Below are 25,165 nucleotides of genomic sequence, written 5' to 3' on the forward strand. Positions count from 1 at the left end.
TTAAACCTTGGTTGCGGGGGTCGCCTGGACGGCGGGCGCGGCAGCCGTATCGGTCAGCCGCATAAGTGTAAGCGCGAGGCAGTGGATCACGATCAGAACGAAAGCGAGCGGCACGGCCATAGTGAACCAGATCATCGACACGTCGAGCATCTCGGCGCTTCGGTTCAGGGACCGGCCAAGGAAACCGCGCAACGGGTTCATGCGACCGTCGAAGATCGAAAACCAGATGACCGGGATCGCGAAGAGCAGCACGCCGACCATCCGGATCAGGGTGAGCACCACGCCGAAAGCGCCCGTCTTGAGCTGCATGTCGGGAAACAGCGTCGGGTCCGCCTTGGCGCGAAAGGCGCAGGACGCGCCGAGCATACCGGCCCAGACCATCGCCCGGCGGGCAAGTTCCTCGGTCCAGATCGGCGGGGAGTCGAGTACGTAGCGGGCAATGACCTGCCAGCCTGCGGCATAGATCATGACCAGCACAGCCAGGACCGCGCCCCAAAGCGCGATCCTGTTCAGGGCTGCGGACAGCCGGTCGAGGGAAAGGGCCAGCGTCCGCAACGGATTATTTACCCATCGCCTTTTCCCATTCAGCGATCTGCTCTTTGCTCAGCAGTTCGCTTTCATAGGCGGGGCCTGAGGCCGCGCGGAATTCTTCGCGTGCGGCCTGATCGAGGGTTTCGACCTGAACACCTGCTTCCTTGAGCTGGTCGATCACCTTGTCCTGCGTGCTCAGCCAATCGCGGTTGGCCTTGTTTGCAGCGGCGACAGCGTCATCGACGATGGCCCGGTCCTCGTCCGAGAGACCCTGATACCAGTCCTCGGAGGCAATCGCGATCCGCAGCGAGGGCGTGACAGCAGCGTCGGTGAAGAACTTGATGAAGTCGGTGTGGCCGAACAGGAGCGGCACGAAAGCGGGGTTCATGTAGCCATCGGCAACGCCGGTCTGCAGCGCGTTCGGCACTTCGGCCCAGCTGACGATGGTGCCATCCGCGCCCCATGCCTTGTAGAGGTCGATCTGGGATTCATCGAGGGCGCGCATCCGCAGGCCTTCCATGTCCGCGACCGATTTCACCGGCTTCTTGGTGTTGAAGATGCCCGATGACTGGCCGACCGTATCGACAGCCAGAACGCGGACGCCTTCGGGGGTTGTCGCCTCGTTGATCTTGGCGAGCATGCCGCCTTCTTCCAGGGCCTTGTCCACCTGTGCCATGTCTTCGAAGAAATAGGGCAGACGCAGGCCGTAGATGGTGTTGTCGATCGAGCCGACGATGTTCAGCGGGGACATGGAAACTTCGAGCAGGCCCTGGCTGATCTGGTCGAAGAGTTCGTCGTCGCCGCCCAGCGCGCCGCGCTGGTATTCTTCGGCCTCAAGCCCGTGTTCCTTGAGGTATTCGCCAAAGGTATGGGCCCAGACATAGCTGCCCGAACCCTCGAGATCCGGCGGGCTGTCGAGGGCGATCTTGATTTCGGCCTGCGATGCCTGAGCGGCAAAGGCCATCGCGGCGGCCATGACCGTGGTCTTTAGAAACGTGCGCTTTTTCATTGCGTTGAACTCCTCTGTTGATACGTTTTTCGCTTTGTTGATTTTATTATCGTGAGTGGTGAATTCGATTTATGATTTTTATCCTCCAGCCAAACCAAAGGCTTGCGGCAACCAGAGACTGATTTTCGGGAAGGCGATCAGCAGCCCGAGCACCAGCAGTTCGGCAAAGACAAAGGGCAAGGTGGCGCGGGCAAGCTTCCAGTAGTTCACGCCTGTGACGGTCGAGACCACCAGCAGGCAGCCACCCATCGGCGGCGAGATCAACCCGATGCAGAGATTGAAGCAGATGACGATGCCAAGGTGGACCGGATCGGCGCCCTGCGCCAGTGCGACGGGGGCAAGCAGTGGCACAAGCAGCGCCAGCGCGACGGGGATGTCCATCACCATGCCCGCGACGATGAAGATCAGGTTCATCAGCAGCAGATACCCCACCGGGCCGAGGCCGAGCGAGGTGACGGTGTCCGAAATCGCCTCTGGAATGCGTTCAAGCGCTCCGAGATGGCCCAGCGCCGAGACCGCGCTGATGATGATGAAGATCGAGCCCGAGAGCATCGCCGTGCGCTGCAGCCCCTCGACGATCGAGGCGCGGGTAAGGCCATCATAGAACCAGCCCGCGAAAAGCGCGACCACAACGGCAACGGCGGCGGCCTCGGTCGGGGTCATCCAGCCAAGCACGATGCCGCCAAGGATGATCACCGGCAGCGCGAGGGCGGGCAAGGATTTGATCAGCGTCGGCAGCAACGGCGGCATGTCCTCGCGCGCGACGCGGGGGTGATCATGTGCCGAGGCATAGCCCGCATTCATCACGATCAGCACGGCGGCGAGCAGCAGGCCCGGTATGATCCCGGCAAGGAACAGCGCGGTAACAGAAGTGCCCATCAGGGCGCCGTAAAAGATCAGGATGATGGAGGGCGGCACGATGGGGCCGATAATCGAGGATGCAGCGGTGACCGCGCTGGCATAGGTCAGCGAATAGCCCCGCTTGGTCATTTCCGGGACCAGCGTATTCGACAGCGCCGCCGCATCGGCAACGGCCGAGCCAGAAATACCGGCAAAGAAGACGCTGGTGAGGATGTTCACATGTCCCAGCCCGCCCCGCAGACGCCCGACCAGTGCCATGGAGAAATTGATCAGCGCGCTGGTGATGCCGCCCCGGTTCATCAGCTCTCCGGCAAGAATGAAGAGCGGCATGGACATAAGCGCGAAGACGTCGATCTTGGAGAAGATCTGCTGCGGCAGGATGGCGAGGTAGCGGGAATGATCGGTCGCGAAATAGGCCAGAACCGTGGCACCGCCGATCACATAGGCGATGGCCAGCCCCGAAGCGAGCAAGACGAGAGCAGCGACGGGGACAAGGGCGATCATGCGGCCATTCCTGCACGGGAGCGGGTGAGGCTCTGCTCGGTCACACCCTCGCGCGCGATGTCTTCGGGGATCGGCTGCCCCATCACAAGCGCGGCGGCGGTGCGGCCCAGCGCGGGGGCCGACTGGATGCCGTATCCGCCCTGCCCCGCGAGCCAGAAAAAGCCCGGGGCCGCCGGGTCGTAGCAGGCCATCGGGTCGCCATCGGGCAGGAAGCTGCGCAGCCCGGCCCATTTCGACTCGATACGGCGGATCTGCAGGTCAAAGGCGGTTTCGATACGGTCGATGCAAATGGCAACGTCCATTTCGTCCGGTTGCGCATCGCAGGGCGCCGAGGGCGTAGCATCGGCGGGCGAGATCAGAAGCTTGCCCGCATCGGGTTTGACATAAAATTCCTCGTCCACATCCACGGTCATCGGCCAGGGATCCGGGTTGATGCCCGAGGGCGCCGAGACGATCAGCGCGGTACGGCGTTTCGGCACCAGCCCCGCGGGGGAAATTCCGGCGAGCCTGGCGATTTCATCGGCCCATGCCCCGGCGGCATTCACGACGACGGGCGCGTGGAAGCTGCCCTTTGTGGTCGAAACCTCCCAGTCGGGACCGCCGGACAGGCCCAGCACCTCGGCACGGGTTTCGACGGTACCACCGGCGGCGCGAAAGGACTTGAGATAGTGTTGATGCAACCCGTTCACGTCAATGTCGGCCGCGCTCTTGTCCAGCAGGCCAGCGCTTGCATAGCCGGGACGGATCAGTGGCAGGGCATCGGCGACGGCCTGTGCGGACAGGCGGGAGACGGCATCGCCGAGTTCTTCCTGCATATGCGCAAGGCTGTCGCCCTGATCGTCGCGCGCGATAAAGATCACGTCGCGCGGGTGCAGCAGCGGATGGTCGAGAAAAGCGCTTTGCGGATCATGGAAGAACCGGGCCGAAGCGCGCGACAGGGCGCGGATCACAGGCGGGCCGTAAGTTTCGGTGAAGAGTGCGGCGGAGCGCCCAGTGGTATGGTATCCCGGCTGGCTTTCGCGTTCGAGCAGCAGCACCTTTTGATGTGGGGCAAGCTCGGCGGCCACGGAAGCCCCGGCAATACCGGCACCGATCACGATGCAATCAAATCGAGTCTCTGCCTGCGCCATCGGTCCCCCAGCGGATTTAGTTCGACTCGGAGGCTAGTACCCGTTTTCCAATTGGAAAAGAGTAAATTTTCTCATTGGAAAATCGCGCTTGGCGCGGCGGGCGTTCGGACTTATCATGTGTCCATGACAATGACCGCGCAACCTTCGAGCGATGCTCAGGAAATTGGCGAACGCGAAGCTTTTGGGCATCGCGCGCGGCAGCTCCGTATAGAAAAAGGCTGGACTTTGGCCGAACTGGCCGAGCGTTCGGGCCTTGCGATTTCGACGATTTCCAAGGCGGAACGGGGGGTTATCGCCCTGACCTATGACCGGCTGTCTTCGCTGGCCGCCGGCTTGGGGGTCGACATGTCGGCGTTCTTTTCCGATTCCGGCGAGAGCTTTGCCAAGGGCAGCTTTGCCGTTGCCCGAAAGGGCGAGTTCGAACGGCAGGAAACGACGCATTACGTCTATGAGATGCTGTTCCCCGAGGTCTGGAACAAGTCGATGCTGCCGATGATGGGCACGCTCAAGGCGCGCGAGCTGCACGAATTCGAGGAGTTTGTGCGCCATCCCGGTCAGGAATTCCTGACGGTGATGGAAGGTGCGGTGACGGTGCATCTGGAAGGGCGCGAGCCTGTGCGGCTAGAAGCCGGGGACAGCATCTATTTCGACAGCGCGCGTGGCCATCTTTATGCGTCGAACGGCGATGAGGATGCGCGCATTCTGGTGGTCTGCACCGCCTGATTACTTTGTCTCCGGCTCCGAGCCGAGCGATTCAAGGATGGGGCAATCGGGCCGGTCGTCACCCGCGCAGCATCGCACCAGATCGGACAGGGTATCGCGCATCTCGCGCAGGTTGGCGATTTTCGCGTCGATCTCGTCAAGATGGTGCTGGGCGATGTCCTTGACCTCGGCGCTGGTGCGGGTTTCGTCTTCGTATAGGTGCAGCAGGTTGCGGCAATCCTCGATAGAGAACCCCAAGCCACGCGCCCGGCCCAGAAAGGCCAGCTTGTGCAGGTCCTGTTCGCGGAAGGCGCGGTAGCCGTTCGGGTCACGCTGCGGACGGACGAGGCCGATATCCTCGTAATAGCGGATGGTTTTGGCCGGAAGGCCGGACCGGGCGGCGACGTCTCCGATATTCATGAGCTTTCTCCTTTATTCACCGGGAACCGGGATCATCCGGTCTGCCACACTCGTGTCGTCTTCTCGCAGCACCGGCTGAATGCGGTGCAGGCGCAGGGCGTTGCTCACCACGAAAACCGAGGACAGGGCCATCGCGCCCGAGGCGAGCATCGGCGAAAGCAGGCTGCCCCATACCGGGTAAAAGACGCCTGCGGCCACCGGGATCAGCGCCGCGTTATAGGCAAAGGCCCAGAACAGGTTCTGGCTGATATTGCGCATGGTCGACTGGCTGACTGTTACCGCGTTGACAAGACCGGCCAGGTCGCCGGACATCAGCACCACGTCCGCGGCTTCAATAGCAACATCCGTTCCGGTGCCGATGGCGAGGCCGGTATCCGCCTCGGCCAGCACTGGGGCGTCGTTGATCCCGTCGCCGACAAAGGCGACCGGCCCATGTTCCTCGCGCAGGGATTTCACAGCGGCGACCTTGGTTTCCGGGGTGGTTTCGCTGATGACCTCGTCGATGCCGAGCTGGTTGGCGATGGCGCGGGCGGTCATGGCGTTGTCGCCGGTGATCATCGCGATTTCAAAGCCTTTCGCGCGCAGCGCGTCGAGCGCGGCAGGCGTGCCGGGTTTGATCGGGTCAGAAACGCCGATGGCCGCGACTGCCCAGCCATCGATGGCAACAAAAAGCGGGGTCGCCCCGGCAGAGGCGAGTTTTGCCCCCTGCCCGGCCAGATCGCCGAGGTCGATCTTTTGCGCGCTCATGAAGCGGTCGGCACCGACGAGGACACGCTGGCCGTCGATCATGGACTCGGCACCCATACCGGTGTGGGACAGGAAGCTTGCGGGGTCGGGCAAGGTCAGGCCGCGGGACCTGGCCGCGCGCAGGATCGCGCCCGCAATCGGGTGCTCCGAGCGGGATTCGACGGCGGCCGCAAGGGCCAGCACCTTGTCTTCGTCCCAGCCCTGCACGGTGTGCAGCGTGGTCAGCTCTGGACGGCCCCGGGTCAGCGTGCCGGTCTTGTCGAGCGCAATCACGCGGGCCTCGCGCAGGGTTTGCAAGGCCTCACCCTTGCGGAACAAAACGCCGAGTTCGGCGGCGCGGCCAGTGCCGACCATGATCGAAGTCGGCGTCGCCAGACCCATCGCGCAGGGACAGGCGATGATCAGTACGGAAACAGCGGAGACCAGCGCGAGGTTAAGCGCGGGATCCGGACCGAAGAAGAACCAGACAGCAGCGGTGATCGCCGCGAGAGCCATCACGATGGGCACGAAGATGCCGGTGACCTTGTCGACAAGGCTCTGGATCGGCAGTTTCGCTCCTTGAGCGTTTTCCACCATCTGCACGATCCGGGCGAGGACAGTATCGGCACCGACCGCGCTGGCCCGGAAACTGAAAGCGCCGCTGCCATTCAGTGTGCCGCCAACCACATCGGAGCCGGCGGTCTTTTCCACCGGAACCGGTTCGCCGGTGATCATGCTTTCATCGACAAAGGAGCGGCCCTCGCTCACCGTGCCGTCGACCGCGATCCTTTCACCGGGACGCACGAGAATGAGGTCACCCTTGCGGAGCTCGGCGAGCGGGAGTTCGACCTGCGCGCCGTCGCGTTCGACAGTGGCGTGCTGCGGTTGCAGCCCGATCAGGCGTTCGACCGCTTCGCCGGTGCGGCCCTTGGCGCGGGCTTCGAGTGTACGGCCGAGCAGAATCAGGGTGACGATGACGGCGGCGGCCTCGAAATAGACGGCGCGCGTGCCCATGGGAAAAAGCTGAGGAGCAAAGAGCGCGAGGGTCGAATAGCCCCATGCAGCAGAGGTGCCGAGCGCGACAAGCGCGTTCATTTCCGGCGCGCCGCGTAGGAGAGCCGGTACGCCGTGGCGGAAAAAGCGCCGTCCCGGTCCGATCAGAACGGCGGTGGTCAGAACGAACTGGATGATCCAGCTGATGTCGCGGGCCGTGCCCTGCCCCAGCCAGTGGTGCAGCGCAGGGATGACATGCGGCCCCATGCCCAGAACGAAAACAGGCGCGGTGAGAATGGCCGCGATAAGGGTATCGCGGCGCAGATCGCGGTATTCATCCTGTTTCCTGTCAGTTTTGTGCGGCTGGTCCGGAGCGATGACAAATCCGGGATAGCCCGCGCCGGTGGCGGCGCTTGCCAGAGCTTCGGGGATTCCCGCGCTGTCGATATGGGTGACCTCGGCCTGCGCGGTCACGAGGTTGACCTTGGCCGACGTAACACCCGGCACAGCGGCCAGCGCCTTTTCGACCCGCCCGACGCAGGAGGCGCAGGACATGTTCGCAATCTCGAGCCGGGTTCGAGCCGTCGCCGCCGGGTATCCGGCCTTTTCCAGCGCTTCGGTGACGGGCGTCAGGCTGGCATTGTCATCCAGTTCAACATTCGCCCGCGCATTGGCAAGGTTAACCGAGGCACCGGTGACGCCCGGAGCGCTGCTGATGGCCTTTTCCGCCCGCCCCACGCAGGAGGCGCAACTCAGATTGCTGACCGGAAAAGAGATGGTGCGGGACATGGAACCCCCAGTGATTTGCCGTTACAGCAGGTCACATAAGGGTTCCAGCAACTGGAAGGTCAAGGGATGCCGGATAAATCAGTACGATTTTATCTGGCATCCCGTATTTCAAAGCGCAGCGGGCCGAGAGCGATCATGCCTCCCAAGTGATCTCGCCGCCGCAGAGCGTCAGCGCGGCGCGTGCGGTGCCGATCTGCTCGGCAGCAAGACTTTCGAGATCGGCGTCCATCACGACCACATCGGCGAGCATTCCGGGGGCAAGCTTGCCCAGACGGTGTTCATCGAATCCGGCGTAGGCCCCGCCCATCGTGTAATCGAACAGCGACTGCATCAGGTTAGAGGCATGGCTTGGGTGATCGGGATGCCATGGCTTGCGGGTGACAGCGGCCTGAACGCCGCGCATCGGGTCGATATCGGCGACAGGCCAGTCCGAGGCAAAGGCGATCGGCACGCCTTCGTCGCGCAGGTATTGGACCGGGAAAGACCACGGCCAGCGCTCTTTGCCGACCTTGCTGGTCCAGGGTTCCAGCGGGAAGTCGAGCGCGCCCGGCGGGTGTTGGGGTTGCATCGAGGCGATCACGCCGAGTTCGGCAAACCGGTGAAGATCGTCGGGATGCAGCACCTCGATATGTTCGATCCGGTGACGTGAGTCGCGTTTGCCGTTGGCCTTTTGCGCGGCCTCGTAACCGTCAAGCACCCGGCGCACCGCCGCGTCACCGATGGCGTGGACGGCGATTTGCAGCCCGTGCTTGTCGGCTTCGGTCGCGGCCTCGTTGAAACGCTCCACACTATGCAGCGGGTCGCCGCGCCAGCCGGGCTGATCCGCGTAATCCTCGACCATGACAGCGGTGCCACTGTCGATGACACCATCCATGAACATCTTGACGCGGCCCGAGCGCAGCCGGTCGCTTTTGTAATCCGCGGTCATCTGGCGCGCGGTTTCGAGCGAAGAAATGGGTTTGGAGGGCGTCAGGTGGAACGGAATTTCGGTCCGGCACAGCAGTTCGCCGCGCTTTTCCAGCGCATCCAGCAATTCTAGCTGGTAGATATTGCCATCCATATTGTGCAGCGAAGTGAACCCGTAGGAGGCGCAGTATTTCAGCCCTTCAAGCATCACGGCCTCATCCTCGGCCCGCTCGGCTGCCGTCACGTTTTCGGGTTCATCGCCGGTCAGGCCAAGATTTTCGCGCCCGCCCGACGTGCGCAGGACCATGACATGCCTGTAGGCCTCAAATTCGCGCAGCTCACCGGTGGCGGTGCCGTCGCTGCCCATCACGACCTCGTTGCCAAGGGGCACGTCTCGGCCATTGATCAGCCCGGCCTTTTCCATCGCGATGGTATTGGCGAAGGCGGTATGATGGTCGGCAGCGATCACGACCAGCGGGCGATCTGAAATGACTTGGTCCAGCTTTTGGCGGGTGATCGACTCTTTGTCGCCGAAAAGGGTATACATCGCCCCCTTGCAGATCAGCAGGCCTTCATCCGGGTTCGCCTTGGCAAAGGGCAACACTTTTTCGCGCAGCGCATCGAGACCTTGAACGCGGTCGAGCTGGCACAGACGCAGACCATATGCACCACTGAACAGATGCAGGTGCGCCTCGACCATGCCCGGCATGACCGTCTTGCCCTGCGCGTCGAAACGGCGGGTGTTCGGCCCGGCGAAAACCTCCATCTCGGCCTTTTCCCCGACGCCCAGAATAAGGGCACCGCCGAGCGCGATGGCATCGGCACGGGGTTTCGCGGGGTCCATCGTCAGGACTTTCGCGTTTTCTATTATGAGGCTGGCCTCGGTCATGTTCGGCTCCTTAATGTTTTCGCCGGAACGCTAGCACGCGATCTTTTCAATTGAGAAGCTGAAGCGCGTTTGAACGAGCGCACAAAAAAGCGCAGGCGCGGCGCCTGACTTTGGGGCAGGAGAAGAAAAGCCAAGTATATTGCTTGATCAATGAGGAAACAGGCGCTTAGATTTGATCAAAACCGGACGCAAAAATTTTGATCAAATTCGAAATCAAAGACGGTTCGGAACAACTGGGAGTATCAATATCGTGCCAGAAACCGCACTCAAGACCCGTCCCGCCACAACCGAATCGGAGACCGCCGTCGATGTGATCGGCATCTCGAAACTGTTCGGAAGCAATCAGGAAATCCGCGCGCTGGACGATGTGTCTGTTGCGATCCGCAAGAACGAGTTCTTTACGCTGCTGGGACCATCGGGCTGCGGAAAAACAACGCTGCTGCGGGTGATCGCCGGGTTCGAACCGCCCACGAGAGGGTCTCTGCACCTTGGCGGACGCGATATTTCGCGGCTTGCGCCGAACCAGCGCCCGATCAACACGGTGTTCCAGAATTACGCGCTGTTCCCGCATATGAGCGTGGCCAATAACATCGCTTTTGGCCTTGAGATGCTGGGCAAACCCAAGAATGACATCCGCGACAAGGTCACGGAAATGCTGCAGCTTGTGCGCATGGAAGAGCTCCGTTCGCGACGGACCTCGGAAATCTCCGGCGGTCAGCAACAGCGTGTGGCGCTGGCCCGGGCGCTGGCACCGCAGCCCGAAGTTCTGTTGCTTGACGAACCACTCAGCGCGCTTGATCTCAAGCTACGCAAGGAAATGCAGATCGAGCTGAAACGTCTTCAGAGCGAGACTGGCCTGACATTCATCTTCGTGACCCACGATCAGGAAGAAGCGCTGACCATGTCGGACCGGATCGCGGTGATGAACGCGGGCAAGATCCTTCAGGTCGGCTCGCCGCGCGAGATCTACGCCCATCCCTCGGAACGGTTCGTGGCGAATTTCATTGGCGAGTCGAACTTCCTCAACGCGCATCTGTCCGGCAATCGCGTCACGCTGGAAGCGGGCGGCGGAACCTATGAAGCCGTCGCGCCCGAAGGCGTGGCGGATGGCAAGGTCAGCGTGCTGGTACGCCCCGAACATGCAAGCGCCCGCCCTGGTGAGGCCGCAGGCGAAGAGCTGGCGGCGACGGTCGAAACGGTGGTGTACTCGGGCGACGCCACATCGCTGCACCTGCGGCTGAAGACCGGCGAGACGCTCAAGACCAAGATGCCTAACGGCCCCGAGCAGAGCACCGCCTTTGGCGAAGGCGACGCGGCGGCCGTGACCATCGCGCCCGGCGCCGTCACCATTCTGAAGGACTGAGCGATGAGCGATATGGCCCTCAACACACCGCCCGAACCCGGCGCGCTGGAACTGGAAGAAGCGCGGCAGGACAATCGCTCGCGCTGGCTCTTGGCGCTGCCCGCCCTTTTGATTATCGGCTGTTTCGCGACGCTGCCCCTGCTGGTGATGCTGGTCTACGCGTTTCTGACGCCCGGCGATTACGGCAACGTGGTCTGGAAATTCTCGACCGACGGCTGGGTTGCGGTGCTGCTGCAACGCGACATCTTTGACGACACGCTGATGTGGGCCGATGCGCATCTGTCGATTTTCTGGCGCAGTTTGCGGCTGTCGCTGATCACCACGGTTCTGACACTCGTCTTTGGCGTGCCGACCGCGTGGTTCATCGCCACACGTCCGCGCGAAAAACGACAGTTCTGGCTGTTTCTTGTCACTGTACCGTTCTGGACCAATCTGCTGGTGCGCACGATTGCCATTCAGGAATTGATCCGTTCCGAAGGGGTGATCAACCTGATCCTGCTGAAAATCGGAATCATCGACGAACCGATCCAGATGATGTTCACCGATTTCGCCATCGGGTTCGGCATGACCTATGTCTACCTGCCGCTGATGGTGCTGCCGGTCTATGCCGCCGTGGACAAGCTGGATTTCCGGCTGGTCGAGGCGGCGCATGATCTTTACGCCGGGCGCTGGACCGCGTTCCGCCGGGTAATCCTGCCGCTGATCAAGCCGGGGATCATCGCCGGATCGATCCTTGTCTTTATCCCCTGCCTTGGGGCCTATGTGACGCCGCGCGTGCTGGGCGGCGGCAAGAACCTGATGTTCGGCAACCTGATCGAGCTGCAATTCGGTGCGGGCCGCAACTGGCCGCTGGGCGCGGCGCTGTCGCTGACCCTGATGGCCATCGTGATGGTCGCCCTGATCTATTATGTGCGGGTAACCTCGCGGGAGCGCGAAGATGTCTGATACCACCCTGAGCGGCAGCAAGATCGAAACCGAAACCGTTGTCCCCGCCGCAAGCGGAAAGAAAGCGCCGAAGGGATATAGCGTCAGCACCCTGCCCGGTTTCTCGATCATCGCGATCTTTACCTTTTTCGCGCTTTATGCGCCGATCATGATCCTTGTGCTTTATTCCTTTAACGCAGGCACCTCGCTTGCGATCTGGGAAGGATTCTCGCTGCGCTGGTACGCGCAGGCGGCGGGCAATGAGCGGGTGATCGACGCGGCGATCCGGTCGCTGATCCTTGCCGGGTCGGCGGCGACGATTGCCAGCATCAGTGCGACCATGGCCGCGCTGGCGACCACGCGGACGCGGCGGTTCAAGGGGCGTACGATGATCTATGCGCTGATCAACCAGCCTCTGATGGTGCCCGAGATCGTGACCGCCGTGGCGCTGCTGATCGTTTTTGCCTGGATCAAGGTGATGACCGGTTACACCAGCCTGCTCTACCTGGTCGCCGCGCATACGGCGTTCTGCATCCCCTTTGCCTACTTGCCAATCCGGGCGCGTCTTGAAACGATGGATGACACGCTGGAGGTGGCCGCGCGCGATCTTTATGCCTCGCCCATGCAGGTTTTCCGCCGCGTGACGCTACCGCTGATGTGGCCGGGGATCATTGCCGGGTTCATGCTCGCCTTTGTGATTTCGCTCGATGACGTAGTGATTACAGAATTCGTGAAATCGGCCGGACAGGAAACCATTCCGACCTATATGCTGGGCCAGCTGCGCCGCGTGGTCACGCCCGAAGTCAACGCGATTTCGACCATCATCCTTGTGGCGGGTGCTGTTCTGGTATCGCTGTTTTTCTGGGTCAGCCGCGAACGCCGCTGACCTTTCCCCATACCGGCCGAAAAGAGCCGGGACATAACAAAAACAACCAACTCAACATGGAGTGTTACTTGATGAAAAAACTGTTTGCAGCCGCTTCCGTTCTGGCGCTGGGCGCGACCGGCGCCATTGCGCAGGAACTGAACATCTATAACTGGGGCAACTACACGAACCCCAAGTTGATCGAGAAATTCGAGGCTGAAACCGGCATCGACGTCACCATCACCGATTACGACAGCAACGACACCGCGCTGGCCAAGGTCAAGGCGGGCGGCCACGGTTTTGATATCGTCGTGCCCTCGGCCACCTATGTGCCGATCTGGGTTTCCGAAGGCCTGCTTGAAGAAACCCGCCCCGATCAGATGGAAAATTTTTCCAACATGGATCCGGTCTGGATCGACGTGCCGTGGGATGAAGGCCGTCACTATACCGTGCCATGGCAGTGGGGTACGACCGGCATCGCGGTCAACACCAAGTATTACGATGGCGACATCGATACCTCGGCGATCTTCATGGATCCGCCGGAAGAGCTGAAGGGCAAGATCAACGTTGTGCCGGAAATGGGCGACGTGATGGGCCTTGCGATCATGTATTACGGTGGCGAGCCCTGTACCAACGACAAGGAAATCCTCAAGCAGGTGCGTGACGGTCTGGTGGAAGCCAAGAAAAGCTGGCTTGGCATGGATTACGGCAACATCGAGAAATTCGCCAAGGAAGATGTCTGGGCCGGTGTGAACTGGAACGGGTCGACCTTCCGTATGCGTCTGGCGAATGAAAACATCGCCTATGGCTATCCGAAAGAGGGCTACGTCGTCTGGATGGACTCCGTCGCGGTTCTGAAGGACGCACAGAACATGGAAGAGGCCAAGACTTTCCAGAACTTTATCATGAAGCCGGAAAACGCCGCGCTGATTTCGGAATTCGCGCGTTATGCCAACGGCATCAAAGGATCTGAGGAATTCATGCCCGAGGACATGAAGACGGCGCGTGAGATCAACATCCCGGAAGAGTTGAAGGACAAAGGCACCTTCCTGCCGACCTGTGACCCCGACACGCAGGCGCTTTACACCCGCATCTGGACCGACTTGCAGAAGTAAAGTTCGAAGCGGAGGTTATGACGGCGGGCGGTCCTTGGGCCGCCCGTTTTGCTTGGGGTGAGTGGAGATAAGGTGATGCTGGAAGTCTGGGGGCGCAAGACATCGTCCAACGTGCAGGCGGTGATGTGGTGCATTGGCGAACTTGGCCTGCCTTATCGTCGTCATGACATCGGTCACCGGTTTGGTGGCACAGACACCGACGCCTTTGGCGCACTGAACCCGAACCGCACCGTGCCGGTCTTGCAGGACGGGACAGATCCGCCGTTGTGGGAAACCGGCGCGATCCTGCGTTATCTCGCCAATCGTTATGGCTCGGGCGAGTTCTGGCCCGAAGAGCCTATCGCGCGAACGGATGTGGATCGCTGGGCGGAATGGGCGAAAATCAATGTCGCGCTGGCGTTCACGGCGCCGGTTTTCTGGCGCGTGGTGCGCACGCCGGAAGCGGAGCGAGATCCGAAAGCGATCAGGGACGCTATCATGAGGCTCGAAAAGACACTGCGGATCGCCGATGCCAGGTTGGCCGAACAGGCGTTTCTGGTCGGGGATGACTTTACGCTGGCCGATATCCAATTCGGCCATGTGCTGTTTCGCTACTTTGACGTCGACATTGACCGGGCGGATATGCCCGGTCTTGCCGGATATTACGAAAGGCTATGTGCCCGGCCCGCGTTTCGGGAACATGTCATGGTGTCATATGAAGAACTGCGCCTTTGAGGCGCTACTTGGCCCAGCGTCCCCCGCCGTCGATATCGACAACCGTGCCAGAGAGGTAGTGCACCTGAGGCGAGGCCAGCATGACCGCGAGGGCTGCGACTTCTTCGGCTGACTTCGGGCGGCCAAAAGGGTAATTCGCTGGGTCGACAAGCTCTTCCCAGCGGTCCGGGTCACCCCATTTCTGATCTGCGGTCTGTTTCAGGCGGTCGATCATACGATCGGTCTTGGTGACTGCAGGGTTGATCCCGAAGACACGCACGTTATCCGCCGGGGTGGCCGCGCCGAGTGCGCTGGTGAACCCGATCAGCCCGGCATTTGCCGCCGCGCCGATGATATAGGACGGTCGCACCGCCCTGCCCCCCATGCCGATGATGTTGATAATCGTGCCGGACTTGCGGGCGCGCATCTGTTCGGAGAACAGCTTGCACAGGTGGACGTAGCCCCAGAACTTGAGATCCATACCCTCGCGCCAGTCATCCATCCCAAGCGCTTCGATCGGGCCGGATTTGATGGCCCCGGCATTGTTGACAAGAATATCGACGGCGGCGGCCTCGCCGAAAAGCGCAAGCCGGCCTGCGTCTTCGGACAGGTCGGCGGCAATAAAGCCCGCTTCGCTCCCGGTTTCGGCGCGGATCTGTTCCGCCGCCTTGGCAAGCGCGGGCTTGCTGCGCGACACCAACGTTACGCGCGCGCCTTCGCGGGCGAAGGCCATCGCCGTCGCGAAACCGATCCCTTTGGAGCCGCCCGTCACGAGAACGTGCTTTTCGGTAAGTTTAAGATCCATGTCTGTCCCGTTCTTTGCTGACCGGGTTCGTCCGGCAGGTCTAAGTCACGACGACCCTGCCAGCTTTGCGAGGGTGAGTGCAACGTGTCGTCGGCCCTGCCCTGTTAGTTCGCCACGGAATAGGTCTTGCCGCCGGTGCGTTGCCAGCCCGTTTCGCCAAGGGTGAAGTCGGTGGTCAGACGGTGCACGAAGCGTTCGGTCTCAGGCAGTGCGACCCAACGCTCTACCCGAAGGTCGCGGCCGTCAATGTCGAGAATGGCAAAATCATTGTCCTGATCGCGCAACCTTGTGGAAAGCCCCGTCCCGGCGTGGATCTGGAGAATATTGGAATGGCCCGAATTGGTCTTATAAGGTTCGGTCCACCACGAATGGAGATGGCCCGATAGCAGGATATGCGCCCCGCATTCGGACAGTTTTTCAAGAGCGTTCTCCGCGCCGATCATGCCATCCTTGGAGGATCCGGGCGGGTGGCGGAACGGGTGATGGGCGACGATCACGTTGATTCTATCCTCATCGCCATCGCCGAACACACGGCAGAGGCGACGGGTGGCGTGTCCGGTCATGCGACCGCGTTGCCAACTCCACCGCGTGACGGTGTTGAGTCCGAAGATTCCGACGTGGTCAGTTACGATCTGGGGTTCGAGATCCCGATCGATCCAGTGCCGGTAGCGCGAGAACGGCTTGAACATGCGCAGGAAAGGCCGGTGCAGGGGGATGTCATGATTACCCGGTACCACGATTATCGGCAGCTCGATCCTGTCGATAAAGGCGCGCGCGGCACGGAACTGGCTATGGCGCGCGCGCTGGGTCAGATCGCCCGAAAGAGCGACCACATCGGCTTTCGACCCGTTGATCGTGTCGATCAGCGGAGCAAGAAGCTCTGGCCGGTCCCGACCGAAATGAAGGTCGGAAAGATGCAGTATCCGTTTCATACCTACCAGTCTGGCTCAGGGTACGATCACGTTCAACGCGTCATGGAGAACACGCAGGCGGAATGGCGAGAGCATCCGCTCTTTTTCGCCATCGCGGGCGACAAGCCTGTGGGCTTGCAGCGTTTCTATCAGGATTTCCTCACCGCATATCAGGGTAAAGTCCCGATCCGCCTGAAGCGTGCGACGGGCCAGTTTGAATGCGAACTTGACCATTTCGAACCGCCCGCAGTCCTTTGCGAGATAGAGGGCAAACTGGCCGTTGCGGACGGCATCGGCACCTTCAAGGCGGAATTCTTCGAGCTGGTAGGCGCTGTTGGCCGCAAAGGCCAGCGGCGTCTTCATGCGGTAGACGGTGCCATCCACGGTCACGCGCATCGACTGCGGCTTGTTCACGGTCAGCAGCGCCTTGATGACGGACCAGTGCGCCGCGATCCGGCTTCGGCCCCAACGGCGGTACACATCTTCGCGCTGGTCAAGGATGGCCGGATAGGCGCCAAGACTTGCGTTGTTCAGAAAGACCCGGTCATTGATCGTGCCGACGTTCACGGCCTTACTCCGGCCGACTTCGATCAGGCGCAGGGCGTCTTCGAGTTCATCCGGAATATCGAGGCTACGGCTAAAGTAGTTGAATGTGCCTGACGGGATCACGCCCATGACCTTGTCCGTGCCAGCGAGTGCGCCCGCAACGGTAGAGATTGTGCCATCCCCGCCAGCCACGACCACCGTTTCAAAAGGGCCAGCAGCAACTCGCTGCGCGATCTCCTGAATATCCGAGCCCTTGCTGACCCGTTCGAACCGTGTCTTGCCGGGCTGACGCTTTAGCCATTCCTCGAGCTGGCCGACCTGCTCTGAGGCCTTCCCTTTGCCTGACTTGTCATTCGCGATCAGACAGATTGACGATTCCTTTTGCCGTGTGTCGTGGTACAAAAGCTTTACTCCGAAAATGCTCCGCGCCGGTTCTGCCGACAAGTCGATAGAGCGTTGCGATCACAACACGGCAGGGCCTTGACTGGTTCCGCCACAGCGCGATTTGCCAAACTCTGCTGGCATATGCGCTTTGTGCTGTTTATCGCTGTTTGACGGGATAAAATGGCGACGACCTGAGAAACGGGCAGCAAAATGGGGCGTTCGGCCTTTGCGCTGCGTCCGGTACGGGTCAAAACGCCGGGGCGGAACAGGCTGGGATCAAAGGTTGAGAAAACGCACGCATATCGAGGATGACACCCTGTCGGCAGAGGCCGGGCGGAACGAGCGGCAATTCATCACCTCGCTTTACCGGGGCCTCGAAGTCCTGCGGGCCTTTCGTGCCGATGACCGGTCAGGGCTTTCGAACGGCGATCTGGCCGAGCGGACAGGTCTGCCCAATTCCACGGTATCCCGGCTGACCTATACCCTGCTGCAAACCGGCTATCTGACATACGATGCCGAAACCGGGCGTTACCGCATGGGCGTCCCGGTGCTGAGCCTTGGATATGCCTGCCTGAGCGGGATGCCGATCAGGGAAGCCGCCCAAGGGTATATGCAGACTCTGGCCGACAGTTGCGGCGAAGGCGTGATGGTGGCGCTAGGCGGGCGCGACGCGCTTACGATGACCTATGTCGCCTGCGCGCGATCGCGCAGCGTGGTGTCGCTTCAGCTTGGGGTGGGATCGCGAATTTCGCTGGCGCGGTCCGCGATGGGACGCGCCTATCTTGCAGCCTGTTCCGAGGAGGAGCGGGCCGAGGCGCTGGAAGACCTTGAACGACACGCCGACCCGGATCTCTGGCCGTCGATCCGGGCGGGGATCGATGATGCCCGTGCCCAGATCGAGGATCGCGGTTTCTATGCGAACCTCGAAAAATGGCATACCGGTGTTAACGCCGTAGCCGTGCCCTTTCGCAGCCAAAGCGACGAGCCGCTGATGGCCTTTAACCTTGGCGGGCCTGCAAGCTTTCTGCCGCAGGACCGGCTCATCGGCGAATTCGGACCGCGGCTCGTGGCGCTGGCCGAAACCATGAGCCACAGAGTGCCAAGGGCACGATAAAGCTCTACCCGAGAGTTTGCCCCGAACGTTAGTGTCGGGCATTGCGGAACGGCGTTCCACTGAGTAGCTTGCCGTCAAATTGACGGCAGCGGTACACCCGGCCGTTCCAGGAGGAGAGATACAAGATGACCATGCCCGACGCCCTGAAACACCTGCGCCTGCCCGTAATCGGCGCACCGCTTTTCATCATTTCCAATCCGGATCTGGTGATCGCCCAGTGCAAGGCAGGTGTGGTCGGCTCTTTCCCTGCGCTGAATGCCCGCGAGAAGGAAGGCGAGCCGATCGAGCTGGAACGCTGGCTCGCGCGCATTACCGAAGAGCTTGACCGCTATAATCAGGCCAACCCGGACACCCCTGCCGCCCCCTTTGCCGTCAACCAGATCGTTCACCGGTCGAACACTCGGCTGGAGCGCGACGTCGAAATCTGCGCAAAGTTCAAGGTGCCGGTCTGGATCACCTCGCTTGGGGCGCAGGAATGGGTGAACGAGGCGGCGCATGGGGCGGGCGGCATCACCATGCATGATGTGATCAACAACAAGTTTGCCAAGAAGGCGATTGAAAAAGGCGCCGACGGTCTGATCGCGGTGGCAGCGGGCGCCGGTGGCCACGCCGGAGCGCTTTCGCCTTTTGCACTGGTGCAAGAAATCCGGTCGTGGTTCGACGGACCGTTGTTCCTTTCGGGGTCGATTGCGCGCGGCGACAGCATCCTTGCGGCGCAGGCGATGGGCGCGGATGGCGGCTATGTCGGTTCGGCCTTTATCGCGACCGAAGAAGCCAACGCGGTTGAAGGCTACAAGCAGATGGTTGTCGAGGGCAGTGCGAATGACATCGTCTATTCCGATCTCTTCACCGGCGTCTGGGGCAATTATCTAAAGCCTTCGATCTCGGCGGCGGGGATGGATCCGGAGAACCTTGAACGGTCCGACCCCTCGGCGATGAACTTTGGGGACGGCAGTGCCAAGCCGAAAAGCTGGAAGGAAATCTGGGGATCGGGACAAGGGATCGGCGCGGTCGACAAGGTCGTGCCGGCTGCCGAATTGATCACCCGGCTGAGCCGCGAATACGAGGCGGCAAAGGCCCGTTTGACCAATATAACGGCGGCCTGAGCGCCGGGCGAAAGGTCCGGAGCCACTCACATTTCCGTTCAGTCACGGTTAATTTACTGTAACCCCTGATCAAAAACGACGATCAGGGGTTAACTGTTTCAAAGACCTCGAAAATTGAATTTCAAGGGCTAGCGCTCAAATGTTTCAATTTATACGCGAATTTCAGCCTATCGATTCAACCTATCGGCCAGTTTCAGCCGGGGGTTAAAGACCGGGCTGGATTAGTCGTGTCTGAGTAACAAATTGTAAACCTAACGCCCCTTGGGAACCAATCCCCGAGCAGAGAGTTGGGCGTGTCCGGATGAAAAATACTAGGAGTAGATAAATGATCCGCACTTTTACGATTGCACTTCTTTGCAGCACCGCTGCATCAGCAGCGTTTGCCGGCAACGCTGATCCGGCACCGGCAGAACCGGTTGTGTACACCCCGCCGCCGGTTGTTAAACCGTTCTGGGAAGGTGGCTATGTCGGTGCACAGCTGGGTTATGCCTATGGTGAATTCGACCTTGGCGGCAGCTTTGACAACGACAGCGTCATCGGCGGTCTGACCGCAGGTTACCTGTGGAGCCTTGGCAACAACTGGTACCTCGGGCCGGAATTCCAGTACGACTGGGCCGACGTTTCGATCACCGACCCCGGCACCGGTCAGACGGCGTCCTTCGACAGCATGGCGCGCCTCAAGCTGATCGCCGGTTACGAGATGGGCAACGGCCTGCTCTACGGTTCGCTCGGTTATGCATATTCCGACTTTGACGGCGTCGGTAACTTCTTCAACGACAGCGGCGACAGCTATGTTGTTGGTCTAGGTTACGACTGGCGTGTCGGTGAGAACTGGACGGTCGGTGCAGAATACATGTACCACTCGTTCGACAGCATCGGTAACGGCGGCGGCGACGTGGACGTGAACACGCTCCACATCAAAACCTCGTACCGCTTCTGATCGGTTTTCCGGCAGGCCTCCCCGCTTTAATTACCTCGTAAGCGGGTGGGTCTGCCGGGACTTGCCGAAAGCAATCAAGGGCCGCCGCGCATTCGCGGGCGGCCCTTGTTGTATCATGCCACCGTCTCGAGCTCCCGCCGCAGCGCTTTGCGGTCGGGTTTGCCGACGGGCGTATGGGGCAGTTCATCGCGGAATTCGAGGTGGCGCGGGATTTCGTGACGCCCGAGCTTGTCCTTGAGGAATTCTTGCAGCTCTTCGAGCGCAAAGGGTTTGGCACCGTTGTTAAGCTGCACGAACACCTTGGCGCTTTCGCCGCGATAATCGTCCGGCACGCCTATGGCGATCGCTTCGGACACATCGGGATGCTGATGAACGGCGTTTTCGATCATCAGAGGGTAGACGTTGAAGCCGCCGGACAGGATCATGTCCTTCTTGCGGTCGACGAGGTAGAAATACCCGTCTTCGTCCATGTAGCCGATGTCGCCCGTAAGGAACCATCCGTTGGAGAAAGAGTCGGCGGTTTCCTTTGGTTTGCCCCAGTATTCGGCAGTGACGTTGGGTCCTTTCACCACCATTTCGCCGGTCATGTTCGGGCCGAGATCCTTGGTCGGATCTTCGACATCGACAATTTTCAGGTCGATCCCTGGCAGCGGCACCCCGATTGTGCCCAGTTTTTCGTCGGGCATGTCGCGCGGAACAGCGGTGCCGGCGGGCGAGGTTTCGGTCATGCCCCATCCGCCCAGCAGTTTCAGACCGGTCAGCTTCTTGATGCGGTTGTAGACTTCGACCGGCAGCGGCGCCCCACCCGATCCGACATATTCCAGTGAACTGAGATCGCGCTTTTCGATATCGGGAAGTTGCAGGATCGCGATCCATGTCGTCGGCACACCGCCGAAGGAAGCGATCCGCTTTTCCTCGATCTCCTTGACCGCCTGTGCCGCGTCATAGCGCAGGCGGAGATGGATGGTGCCGCCTTCATGTACGCGTTTCAAAAGCCCAACCGTCAGCCCCATAATGTGGAACAGCGGCGAATAGACGAGCGAGGATTTACCCGGCTCGGCGGAGCTGTCGTTCTTTGTGTTCTCGGAATAGATCTGAACCGCCGCGGTCAGGTTAGCGTGGGTAAGCACCGCTGCCTTGGGCACCCCTGTTGTGCCACCGGTATATTGCAGCAAGGCCATATCCTGCGGGGTCACGGGCACGGGATCATAGGCCGCATTCTCATGGCCGGCGAGAAATTCCTGTATGCCCATCGCGCCATCGAACACCGGGCAGTCGCGGCCCATGGCCGATACCGGATCGGGACACTGGACCAAAAGCGGGGTCTCGCCGCTGGCGAGCAGCGGCTTGAAATGGCTCGCCAGTTCCGGCGTGGTCAGCGTGACCGCGACCTTGGCACCGCTGTCCTTGAGCTTGTGTGCAATCTCGCGGTCGGCATCGAGCGGGCTGATATGGGTCACCGCCGCCCCAGCCGCGATGACGCCAAAGAAGAAAATCGGGTGCCAGGGGCAATTCGGCAGGTGCAATGCGACGCGGTCCCCCTTGCCCACGCCCTTGGCCTTGAGCGCCGAGGCCACCTGCCCCGCCAGACGGCGCATCTCGGCAAAGGTGTAGGATTTGCCGTAATATTCGATCAGGACGGTGTCGGCATAGGTGTCGAAAGCCCGGCTCATCATCTCGGTCCAGGTTGTCACTTCCGGCTGGAAGTTCGTGGACACGCCAGCCTCATAGTGTTTGTGCCAAGCGCGCTCGCCCGGCTGCGAAATATTACTCATGATTTCCTCCCGCGGTGCGGAATTATGTTTCGCACCTGCTGAGAGGCTAAAAGCTAGAATCGCTTCGGGCAAGCATCCTATTAAAGGAATTCCGACAAATTTCCGCCGGTTGGCCTACATCTGCCTGAGATTGCCCCACAGTGGCAGAATTCTTATGACTAGCAGGCCGCAAGTTGAGCGGCATCAAGAACGCGAGGCCGCAGTGTGACGGTAACGATTGCAGGCGAAGAGATCCACCTCAGGACAACACTGGTCTCCTTTCTGACCGGGATCGCCGGGGGTTTCGCGGCCAAAGAGATGGGATTTCCGCTGCCAATGTTGCTTGGCTCGGTTGTTGCGGTTGGCGCGATTTCGATTTTCGGATTCAAGGTGGGCGGTCATCCACCGCGCATTCCCTTCTGGCTGCGGCTGTTCTTTATCCCGATCATCGGTTTGTCGATTGGCGCGTCCTTTACGCCGGACATATTCGAGCAGACGCGCAGTTGGTGGCCGTCGCTGCTGGCGCTGGTGATCTATATACCGCTGGCGCATTTCGTCGGCTATCAGGGGTTTCGCCGTATCGGCAAGTTGTCGGGGACCACAGCCTATTATGCGGCGGTGCCCGGCGGGCTGATGGAATCCATCGCCATGGGCGAAGAGAATGGCGCGGATGTGCAGGTGCTGACGGCCCTGCAGTTCATGCGGCTGATCCTGACCGTGATGCTGGTGCCGCTGGCCTTCACCATCCTGAGCGGCGATGCGGTCGGCTCTGCCGCCGGCGCCGTCATTGGCGGGTCGCGTGGCGTGCTGGATGCGCCCGAGTTGTTCTGGCAGGCGATTGTCGGGCTTATCGGCTATTTCGGAGGGCGGCGGTTGCGCCTGCCCGCCTTTGTCATCACCGGGCCGGTTCTGGCCTCGGGCCTTGCACATCTAAGCGGGCTGCTAACCGCCGCGCCGCCCGGCTGGCTGATACAGGTCACGCAGCTTATTATCGGTGTGGCGCTGGGCACCCGGTTCGTCGGGATGCGGCCAAAGACCTTTGGCCGCGCCCTGTTGCTTGCGTTTCAGAACATGGTTTTCACCATGTGCCTTGCGATGCTTTTTGCCGTCGTGCTCCACGAGATCGTGGACGAGGATATCAATGCAGTCGTGTTGTCCTTTGCCCCAGGCGGTCTCGCCGAGATGTCGCTTGTCGCGCTCTCGCTGCACGTTTCGGTTCTGTTTGTCACCGCGCATCACGTGCTGCGCATCGTGCTGTCGGTCACGGTGGCCAAGACTTTTGCCCACCGTGTACCGCCTGACCGCTAGTTGTAGAAGTAATCCGGCAACCAGAGGGCAATGCCCGGGATCACGATGATCAGGAACAACCCGACCAGCGTCACGAGCACGTAGGGAATGACCGAGCGATAGATATCGCCCATAGTCACATCCGGTGGCGCCACCCCTTTCAGGTAGAAGAGGTTGAAGCCAAAGGGCGGCGTCATGTAGCCGACCTCCATCATGATGATGAAGAGGATACCGAACCAGACCGGGTCAAACCCGGCCGCCTGAACGACAGGCAGGAATACCGGCAGGGTGATCAGCATGATCCCGACCGGGTCCAGCACCATACCGAACAGGAACAGCACGAAGAGCATGAAGGCCAGCGCGCCCCATTTACCACCCGGAATAAACTCCATCAGGTGCTGGATCAGGCTCTGCGCCCCCAGCGCCGTATAGGCGGTCGAGAAGGCGTGTGCTGCAAACAGGATCCACATCACCAGCGCGGTCAGCTTCAGCGTGGAGATGGACGCCTCGTGGATGACTTTCCACGAAAGCTGGCGGTTGATCAAAGTCGCGACCATCGCACCGAAGACGCCGATGGCTGCCGCTTCGGTTGGCGTTGCGAAACCGCCGAAGATCGCGCCCAGAACGATCACCACGATCAGGATCGGCAGGATCACCGATTTCAGGGAGGCGAATTTCTGGCGCCAGTTCGCACGCTCTTCAGGTGGCAGCGAGGGCCCAAGCTCTGGCTGTATCCAGCAGCGGACGCCGATGTAGATCGACACAAGCACGAAGAGCAGGATGCCCGGACCGACGCCCGCCGCAAAGAGACGTCCGACGGAGACCTCGCTTAGCAGCGAGTAGAGAACCATAAGGATCGACGGCGGGATTAAAATACCCCAGCCGCCGCCCGCGTTGATCGCCCCGAGCGCCAGTTTCTTGTCATACCCACGTTCAAGCATCTTGGGCAGCGCGATGGTGCCCATGGTCACCACGGCGGCTCCCGAGATGCCGGACATGGCCGCGAAGATCACGCAGATCAGCACCGTACCGATGGCCAGACCGCCGCGCAGGCCGCCCCACCACTGGTGCATCATGTCGTATAGATCGTTCGCCACCCCCGATTTTTCCAGCAGGATTGCCATGTAGACAAACAGCGGGATGGCCATGAGCGTCGGGTTCGACATGGTCTCCCACATTTTCGAGGCCAGCAGGTAAAACCCGATGGTGCCCATTTCGAAATAGAGGAAGACAACCGAGATCCCGCCCAGCACAAAGGCGAGCGGCGTGCCCAGCAGGACAAAGAAAAGAAGGGAGCCGAAGAACAGCAGTGTAAGGATTTCAACGCTCATTTATTATACCTCGCCGCCGGTTTCGCTATCGGCCAGCTTGCCAAAGGTTTCTTCATCGACGGGCAAGCCCATCAACACGCGCACATCCGCCCAGAGACGGACAAAGCCCTGCAACAACAGCAGGATGGCGGCCACGGGGATCAGCGATTTCGTGGGCCAGAGCGGCGCTTTCCAGGTAGAGTTCGACCGTTCCATATCGGCAATTGCCTCGGAGGCGATGTCATAGCCCTGCCAGAGCAGCACCCCGACAAAAAGCAGGAACAGCGGCCACGTGATGATATCGATCAACGCCTTGCGCTTGGTCGAGAACGAGCCGTAGAGGATGTCGACGCTGACGTGTCCGCGTTCGGCCAGCAGGTAGCCGCCGCCGATGATCGCGTAGACGCCAAAGATCAGCGTTGCCAGTTCTGCGGTCCAGATGGCGGGCTGCCCCACCAGATAGCGCATCACCACATCCGCCAGTAGCAGTGCAAAGATGATCAGCACCGCCAGCGATACCCATTTGCCGATCAGCCTGTTGAACCGCGTTATACTCCGAGCAAGCGCCTGCATCGCCCTGCCTCCCCT

General features: G+C 60.9%; 23 protein-coding genes. 10 read left to right on the plus strand and 13 right to left on the minus strand.

Translation table 11 applies throughout. The features are described 5' to 3' along the window. The 4 genes from MF268_RS03105 to MF268_RS03120 all read right to left on the minus strand — a co-directional run bounded on the left by MF268_RS03105 (position 1) and on the right by MF268_RS03120 (position 4,035). The gene (locus MF268_RS03105; protein WP_238369432.1) at positions 1 to 555 is read right to left on the minus strand and encodes a TRAP transporter small permease; all 555 of its coding nucleotides are present in this window, start codon (positions 553 to 555) and stop codon (positions 1 to 3) included. A gap of 4 nt (positions 556 to 559) precedes the next feature. Continuing rightward, positions 560 to 1,540 carry a TRAP transporter substrate-binding protein gene (locus MF268_RS03110; protein WP_238369433.1) on the minus strand — a complete coding sequence of 327 codons (981 nt, stop codon included), beginning with the start codon at positions 1,538 to 1,540 and terminating at the stop codon, positions 560 to 562. 78 nt (positions 1,541 to 1,618) lie between these two features. Then, on the minus strand, positions 1,619 to 2,905 hold the full coding sequence (locus MF268_RS03115; RefSeq protein WP_238369434.1) for a TRAP transporter large permease: 1,287 nt from the start codon (positions 2,903 to 2,905) through the stop codon (positions 1,619 to 1,621). Next, positions 2,902 to 4,035 (minus strand): NAD(P)/FAD-dependent oxidoreductase, encoded by a 1,134-nt coding sequence (locus tag MF268_RS03120; RefSeq protein ID WP_238369435.1) that lies wholly within the window; start codon positions 4,033 to 4,035, stop codon positions 2,902 to 2,904. Before MF268_RS03120 ends, MF268_RS03115 begins: the two co-directional genes overlap by 4 nt. A gap of 129 nt (positions 4,036 to 4,164) precedes the next feature. Between MF268_RS03120 and MF268_RS03125 the strand changes: the two genes are divergently transcribed. Then, positions 4,165 to 4,758 (plus strand): helix-turn-helix domain-containing protein, encoded by a 594-nt coding sequence (locus MF268_RS03125; protein ID WP_238369436.1) that lies wholly within the window; start codon positions 4,165 to 4,167, stop codon positions 4,756 to 4,758. Here MF268_RS03125 and cueR read toward each other — a convergent pair whose 3' ends face one another. The 3 genes from cueR to MF268_RS03140 all read right to left on the minus strand — a co-directional run bounded on the left by cueR (position 4,759) and on the right by MF268_RS03140 (position 9,460). After that, positions 4,759 to 5,157, minus strand: a complete 399-nt coding sequence (gene cueR, locus MF268_RS03130; protein WP_238369437.1) for a Cu(I)-responsive transcriptional regulator — start codon at positions 5,155 to 5,157, stop codon at positions 4,759 to 4,761. 12 nt (positions 5,158 to 5,169) lie between these two features. Next, complete coding sequence (locus MF268_RS03135; RefSeq protein WP_238369438.1) at positions 5,170 to 7,665, minus strand: heavy metal translocating P-type ATPase; 2,496 nt, start codon at positions 7,663 to 7,665, stop codon at positions 5,170 to 5,172. A 133-nt stretch (positions 7,666 to 7,798) separates the two neighbouring features. After that, on the minus strand, positions 7,799 to 9,460 hold the full coding sequence (locus MF268_RS03140) for an amidohydrolase (RefSeq protein ID WP_238369439.1): 1,662 nt from the start codon (positions 9,458 to 9,460) through the stop codon (positions 7,799 to 7,801). 250 nt (positions 9,461 to 9,710) lie between these two features. Between MF268_RS03140 and MF268_RS03145 the strand changes: the two genes are divergently transcribed. The 5 genes from MF268_RS03145 to MF268_RS03165 all read left to right on the plus strand — a co-directional run bounded on the left by MF268_RS03145 (position 9,711) and on the right by MF268_RS03165 (position 14,441). Then, entirely contained in the window at positions 9,711 to 10,823 is a 1,113-nt protein-coding gene (locus MF268_RS03145; protein ID WP_420485406.1) for an ABC transporter ATP-binding protein, read from the plus strand. Positions 10,824 to 10,826: 3 nt separating this feature from the next. Further along, entirely contained in the window at positions 10,827 to 11,768 is a 942-nt protein-coding gene (locus tag MF268_RS03150; protein WP_238369440.1) for an ABC transporter permease, read from the plus strand. Further along, positions 11,761 to 12,633: an ABC transporter permease gene (locus MF268_RS03155; protein WP_238369441.1), complete on the plus strand. Its 873-nt coding sequence runs from the start codon at positions 11,761 to 11,763 to the stop codon at positions 12,631 to 12,633. Before MF268_RS03150 ends, MF268_RS03155 begins: the two co-directional genes overlap by 8 nt. 71 nt (positions 12,634 to 12,704) lie before the next feature. Continuing rightward, on the plus strand, positions 12,705 to 13,727 hold the full coding sequence (locus MF268_RS03160; protein ID WP_238369442.1) for an extracellular solute-binding protein: 1,023 nt from the start codon (positions 12,705 to 12,707) through the stop codon (positions 13,725 to 13,727). 75 nt (positions 13,728 to 13,802) lie between these two features. Further along, positions 13,803 to 14,441, plus strand: a complete 639-nt coding sequence (locus tag MF268_RS03165) for a glutathione S-transferase family protein (protein WP_238369443.1) — start codon at positions 13,803 to 13,805, stop codon at positions 14,439 to 14,441. A gap of 4 nt (positions 14,442 to 14,445) precedes the next feature. Here the strand turns inward: MF268_RS03165 and MF268_RS03170 are convergent, their stop codons facing one another. From MF268_RS03170 to MF268_RS03180, 3 genes are all read right to left on the minus strand, one after another. Beyond that, entirely contained in the window at positions 14,446 to 15,225 is a 780-nt protein-coding gene (locus tag MF268_RS03170) for a short-chain dehydrogenase/reductase (RefSeq protein ID WP_238369444.1), read from the minus strand. Positions 15,226 to 15,329: 104 nt separating this feature from the next. Beyond that, complete coding sequence (locus MF268_RS03175; RefSeq protein WP_238369445.1) at positions 15,330 to 16,157, minus strand: metallophosphoesterase family protein; 828 nt, start codon at positions 16,155 to 16,157, stop codon at positions 15,330 to 15,332. A 15-nt stretch (positions 16,158 to 16,172) separates the two neighbouring features. Continuing rightward, entirely contained in the window at positions 16,173 to 17,084 is a 912-nt protein-coding gene (locus MF268_RS03180; RefSeq protein WP_238369446.1) for a diacylglycerol/lipid kinase family protein, read from the minus strand. A 265-nt stretch (positions 17,085 to 17,349) separates the two neighbouring features. Between MF268_RS03180 and MF268_RS03185 the strand changes: the two genes are divergently transcribed. The 3 genes from MF268_RS03185 (at position 17,350) to MF268_RS03195 (ending at position 20,226) form a co-directional block, all read left to right on the plus strand. Next, the gene (locus MF268_RS03185; RefSeq protein ID WP_238369447.1) at positions 17,350 to 18,180 is read left to right on the plus strand and encodes an IclR family transcriptional regulator; all 831 of its coding nucleotides are present in this window, start codon (positions 17,350 to 17,352) and stop codon (positions 18,178 to 18,180) included. A 125-nt stretch (positions 18,181 to 18,305) separates the two neighbouring features. Continuing rightward, the gene (locus tag MF268_RS03190) at positions 18,306 to 19,286 is read left to right on the plus strand and encodes an NAD(P)H-dependent flavin oxidoreductase (protein ID WP_238369448.1); all 981 of its coding nucleotides are present in this window, start codon (positions 18,306 to 18,308) and stop codon (positions 19,284 to 19,286) included. Between the two features lie 325 nt (positions 19,287 to 19,611). Beyond that, a complete protein-coding gene (locus MF268_RS03195) occupies positions 19,612 to 20,226 on the plus strand; it encodes an outer membrane protein (protein WP_238369449.1) in 615 nt (204 codons plus the stop codon). A 113-nt stretch (positions 20,227 to 20,339) separates the two neighbouring features. Here the strand turns inward: MF268_RS03195 and MF268_RS03200 are convergent, their stop codons facing one another. Further along, positions 20,340 to 22,001, minus strand: a complete 1,662-nt coding sequence (locus MF268_RS03200) for an AMP-binding protein (RefSeq protein WP_238369450.1) — start codon at positions 21,999 to 22,001, stop codon at positions 20,340 to 20,342. Positions 22,002 to 22,205: 204 nt separating this feature from the next. Here MF268_RS03200 and MF268_RS03205 point away from each other — a divergent pair, with 204 nt between their 5' ends. Next, entirely contained in the window at positions 22,206 to 23,288 is a 1,083-nt protein-coding gene (locus MF268_RS03205) for an AbrB family transcriptional regulator (RefSeq protein WP_238369451.1), read from the plus strand. Here the strand turns inward: MF268_RS03205 and MF268_RS03210 are convergent. Together MF268_RS03210 and MF268_RS03215 are read right to left on the minus strand one after the other, a co-directional pair. Next, on the minus strand, positions 23,285 to 24,598 hold the full coding sequence (locus MF268_RS03210) for a TRAP transporter large permease (protein ID WP_238369452.1): 1,314 nt from the start codon (positions 24,596 to 24,598) through the stop codon (positions 23,285 to 23,287). The genes MF268_RS03205 and MF268_RS03210 overlap by 4 nt on opposite strands. Positions 24,599 to 24,601: 3 nt before the next feature. Beyond that, positions 24,602 to 25,150, minus strand: a complete 549-nt coding sequence (locus MF268_RS03215; RefSeq protein ID WP_238369453.1) for a TRAP transporter small permease subunit — start codon at positions 25,148 to 25,150, stop codon at positions 24,602 to 24,604. Positions 25,151 to 25,165 lie beyond the last annotated feature (15 nt).

Origin of the sequence: Heliomarina baculiformis (assembly GCF_019966545.1) — a bacterium.
Lineage (GTDB): Bacteria > Pseudomonadota > Alphaproteobacteria > Rhodobacterales > Rhodobacteraceae > Heliomarina > Heliomarina baculiformis.